This is a genomic window from Micromonospora maritima (genome assembly GCF_902825405.1).
GTDB classification, from domain to species: Bacteria; Actinomycetota; Actinomycetes; order Mycobacteriales; family Micromonosporaceae; genus Micromonospora; species Micromonospora maritima.
The window spans coordinates 1-4,197 of sequence record NZ_CADEAU010000463.1 but is presented as its reverse complement, the minus strand read 5'-3'; the positions used below and the strand labels follow the sequence as shown (position 1 = coordinate 4,197).

The 4,197-nt window shown below is 75.0% G+C and carries 4 protein-coding genes and 1 pseudogene; 4 read left to right on the top strand and 1 reads right to left on the bottom strand.

Annotation, left to right across the window (positions count from 1 at the left end; genetic code table 11):
- Nucleotides 1–249 precede the first annotated feature (249 nt).
- Nucleotides 250–1,581 (bottom strand): NADP-specific glutamate dehydrogenase, encoded by a 1,332-nt coding sequence (gene gdhA / locus HUW36_RS27105; RefSeq protein WP_174530735.1) that lies wholly within the window; start codon nucleotides 1,579–1,581, stop codon nucleotides 250–252.
- A gap of 101 nt (nucleotides 1,582–1,682) precedes the next feature.
- On the opposite strand from gdhA, the gene HUW36_RS27100 reads away from it, so the two are divergent.
- From HUW36_RS27100 to HUW36_RS27085, 4 genes and pseudogenes are all read left to right on the top strand, one after another.
- Nucleotides 1,683–2,036 carry a MazG-like family protein gene (locus tag HUW36_RS27100; protein ID WP_246248340.1) on the top strand — a complete coding sequence of 118 codons (354 nt, stop codon included), beginning with the start codon at nucleotides 1,683–1,685 and terminating at the stop codon, nucleotides 2,034–2,036.
- A 30-nt stretch (nucleotides 2,037–2,066) separates the two neighbouring features.
- The gene (locus HUW36_RS27095; RefSeq protein WP_174530733.1) at nucleotides 2,067–2,897 is read left to right on the top strand and encodes a hypothetical protein; all 831 of its coding nucleotides are present in this window, start codon (nucleotides 2,067–2,069) and stop codon (nucleotides 2,895–2,897) included.
- Nucleotides 2,898–2,912: 15 nt separating this feature from the next.
- Nucleotides 2,913–3,884, top strand: coding sequence for a pirin family protein (locus tag HUW36_RS27090; protein WP_174530732.1), 972 nt, complete (start codon nucleotides 2,913–2,915; stop codon nucleotides 3,882–3,884).
- Between the two features lie 31 nt (nucleotides 3,885–3,915).
- Nucleotides 3,916–4,197 (top strand): annotated as a pseudogene (locus tag HUW36_RS27085) (hypothetical protein); the annotation flags it as partial.

Here is a 4,197-nt window from a genome sequence, read left to right as displayed (position 1 = left end):
CCCCGGCCAGGCCGAGCGCGAGGACGAGGGCGGTGCCGACGGCGAGCAGCCGGCGGCGCACGCGGGGGGACGAGGTCTGCATCGCTGCTCCCCGGGGGACGGGTGCCGCCCCGGTGCGCGGGACGGCGGGGCGGGACGGATGCCTACCGGCCGGTAGCGACCTGAACCTAGGCCGGGGGTCGAGGACTGTCAATCGCTGACCGACCGGGCAGTCAGCACACGCTCGCCCGGTCGGTCCATGGTGGCCGGTCAGACCACGCCGTGCGCCTGCATCGCCTCGGCCACCCGCCGGAACCCGTCGATGTTCGCGCCGGCCACGTAGTCGCCCGGCCGCCCGTACTCCTCCGCGGTCGCCCAGCACCGCTCGTGCACGTCCCGCATGATCTCGCGTAGCCGCTGCTCAGACCGGTCGAACGGCCACGCGTCCCGGCTGGCGTTCTGCTGCATCTCCAGCGCGCTCACCGCCACCCCGCCCGCGTTGGCCGCCTTGCCCGGGGCGAACCGCACCCCGGCCCGGCCCAGGATGCGCACCGCCTCCGGTGTGGTCGGCATGTTCGCGCCCTCCACCACCGCGACGCATCCGCCGGCCACCAGTGCCGCCGCCTCCGCGCCGCCGATCTCGTTCTGGGTGGCGCACGGCAGGGCCAGGTCGCACGGCACCTCCCAGACGCTTCGGCCGGCGACCGCCACCGCGTGCGGCGCGTGCCGGACGTAGTCGTCCAGCCGGGTCCGGCGCTCCTCCTTCAACTCGCGCAGCAGCGCCAGGTCGATGCCCTTCTCGTCCAGCACGTAGCCGTCGGAGTCCGAACAGGCCACCACCGTGCCGCCGAGCTGGTGCACCTTCTCCACCGCGTAGATGGCCACGTTGCCGGAGCCGGAGACCACCACCCGCTTGCCGTCCAGGCTGTCCCCGGTCTGCCGGAGCATCTCCTCGGCGAAGAAGACCGCGCCGTAGCCGGTGGCCTCGCGCCGCACCTGCGCGCCCCCGTACGTCAGGCCCTTGCCGGTGAGCACGCCCGCCTCGTACCGGTTGGTGATCCGCTTGTACTGCCCGAACAGGTAGCCGATCTCCCGGCCGCCCACCCCGACGTCCCCGGCCGGCACGTCGGTCTGCGGGCCGATGTGCCGGTACAGCTCGGTCATGAAGCTCTGGCAGAACCGCATCACCTCGCGGTCGGAACGTCCCTTCGGGTCGAAGTCGGCCCCGCCCTTGCCGCCGCCGATCGGCAGGCCGGTCAGCGCGTTCTTGAAGATCTGCTCGAAGCCGAGGAACTTGACGATGCCCAGGTAGACCGACGGGTGGAAGCGCAGTCCGCCCTTGAACGGGCCCAACGCGCTGTTGAACTCCACCCGGAAGCCGCGGTTCACCCGGACCCGACCGTGGTCGTCCTCCCACGGCACCCGGAAGATGACCTGCCGCTCCGGCTCGCAGATGCGCTCGACCAGGTCGGCGTACCCGGGGTGCCGGGCCAGGGCCGGAGCGATGCTCTCCAGCACCTCCCGCACCGCCTGGTGGAACTCGGGCTCGCCCGGGTTCCGCGCGACCACCTTGGCGAACACCGTCTCGACGGTCTCCGGCATCACGGACACGTCCCTCCGCCTTCCGGTGCCGGCACCGTTGCCCGCACCGCCCCCGGATACGGATGGTCACCGCCGTCCGGTTCACTGGCCGGGTGGACGACATGATCTGGACCTCGGCGCGGGACGCCCGCGCCTGGCTGGACGCCGCCAACGGCACCGGCGACACGGAGCTGACCTGCCGCATCCTGAAGATCGGCGAGGAGGCCGGCGAGGTGGCCGCGGCCTGGATCGGGGTGCTCGGGCAGAACCCGCGCAAGGGCGTGACGCACACCCGCGAGGAGGTCGCCGCCGAGCTGGCCGACGTGGCGTTCACCGCCCTGGTGGCGATCGAGAGCCTCGGCCTGGACGCGCGCGCGGCGCTGTCCGCGTGCGTCGCCAAGGTGCACGCCCGCCTCGGCGGCGCGGAACCGGCCGCGCCGGCGGGAATGAACCGGAGCGGAAACGGAGACGTATGAGCCAGTGGGGACCGGCGAGAGGGGACGACCATGACGGCATCCGGGGACGACCCTGACCTGAGCGGGCCCGGCTGGTCCCGGACCGCCCGGGCGCTGGTGGCCGCCGCCGTGCTGGTCGTGGTGCTCGGCGTGGCGGCGATCGCGGTCACCCTCGCCAACCCGGCCCGGCTGGGCACGGTCTTCTCCGGCGGTCCGTCGCCGGCCACGGACGCCGGTGGCTCCGGTGGGGTGGGCGGCGCCGAGGTCGCCGCCGCCGAGACGCTCACCGCGCCCCGCGGAGACCGCCGGCAGGCGGACTTCGAACTGGTCGACGGCCTGACCAGCTTCACCCTGCGGGCGGCCGACCTCGGCGACGACCTCTACCGGATCGGCGCGCCGGACGACGCCGGCGTGACGCCGCGCCCGCAACTGACGGGTGACCGGGTCCGGCTGCGGATCGGGGAGAGCGGCCGACCCGGTCCCTCCGCCGTCGAGGTGGTGCTCAACTCCCGGGTGACCTGGCGGCTGCGGCTCGTCGGCGGGGTCAGCGAGCAGCGGCTCGACCTGGGCGCGGCCCGGCTGGCCGGGATCGAGCTGATCGGCGGCGCCGCGCGTACCCGGCTGGCCCTGCCCCCGCTCGACGGCGCGCTCACCGTGCGGATGACCGGCGGCGTCAGCGAGCTGACCGTCACCGTGCCCGGCGGGCCGCCGGCCCGGGTGCGGGTCGCCGCCGGCGCCGGTTCGGTGGCGCTGTACGACGAGCGCCGCGCCGGCATCGCCGCCGGTGAGCTGATCAGCTCGCCCGGCTGGGACCGGGCGGCCGACCGGCTCTACCTCGACCTGGTCGCCGGCGCGAACGCGGTGAGCGTCGTCGCGGACTGAGCGTAGAGTCGGGCGGTGGACCGTACCGAATCCCTGCCGGCGCAGACGCTCCCACCGGGCGTCGGCGCCACCGACCCGGGCAGCGTGCTGCTTCCGGGGCACGACGTCCCGCTCGGCCGCTACACCACCGTGCGCCGGCTGCTGCCGCAGCGGCAGCGCCGCATGGTCGGCGCGTGGTGCTTCGTCGACCACTTCGGCCCGGACGACGTGGCCGAGCGGCCCGGCATGGAGGTGCCGCCGCACCCGCACACCGGCCTGCAGACCGTCACCTGGCTGCTCGACGGGGAGATCCTGCACCGGGACAGCCTCGGCAACGTCCAGCCGATCCGCCCCGGGCAGCTCAACGTGATGACCTCCGGCCGCGGCATCGCCCACTCGGAACGCTCCCCGCTGGTCCACCCGCCGCTGATGCACGGCGTGCAGCTGTGGGTCGCGCTGCCCGACCCGGCCCGGGCCGGCGACCCGGACTTCGACCACCACGCCGAGCTGCCCCGGTGGCGCGACGGCGACCTCGACCTCACCCTGCTGGTCGGGGAGTTCGGCGGGGAACGCTCACCGGCGGTGACGTACACGCCGCTGGTCGGCGCGCAGATCGAGGTCCGGGGCGCCGCGCCGGCCACGTTGTCGCTGCGCCCCGACTTCGAGTACGGGCTGCTGGCCATGTCCGGCTCCGCCGAGGCCGACGGCGTGACCGTCGCCCCCGGCGCGCTGCTCTACCTCGGCGCGGGCCGGACGGCGTTGTCGCTGACCGCGGCACCGGGCAGCCGGCTGCTGCTGCTCGGCGGCGTCCCCTTCGACGAACCGCTGGTGATGTGGTGGAACTTCGTCGGCCGGTCGCACGAGGAGGTCGCCGCCGCCCGCGAGGACTGGATGGCCGGCCGTCGCTTCGGCGCCGTCGCCGACGATCCCGCGCCGCCGCTGCCCGCCCCGGCGCTGCCCACCACCCGGCTCAAGGCCCGCGACCGCAGCGGCGGCCTGCACGGCTGAATGGCGCGTCCGCGCCGGGGTAGTCGGCGGCATGCCGACAACCACTGCCACCCGCAGCGTCGAGGAGAAGAAACGGCTGGCCCGCCGGCTCGCCGGGGACGGGCGCGGCTTCGCCGAACGCTACGGGTTCCGCGTGACGAACAACCCGTCCCAACTGTTCCAGGTGCTCTACCTGGCCGTGCTGCTGGCCCGTCGGGGCGACTTCCACCGGGCGGTCGACGCGGCGTCGGCGCTGCGCGACGCCGGCTGGGACAGCGCCGCCCGGATGGCCCGCTCCCGGCACGCCGACCGGGTCGGGGTGCTGCGCGACGCC

What these genes read in the sequence shown, in the direction of transcription:
- HUW36_RS27095 (WP_174530733.1), top strand. Translation starts at nt 2,067, where the DNA reads ATGACGGCATCCGGGGACGACCCTGACCTGAGCGGGCCCGGCTGGTCC.
- gdhA (WP_174530735.1), bottom strand. Translation starts at nt 1,581, where the DNA reads ATGCCGGAGACCGTCGAGACGGTGTTCGCCAAGGTGGTCGCGCGGAAC.
- HUW36_RS27100 (WP_246248340.1), top strand. Translation starts at nt 1,683, where the DNA reads ATGATCTGGACCTCGGCGCGGGACGCCCGCGCCTGGCTGGACGCCGCC.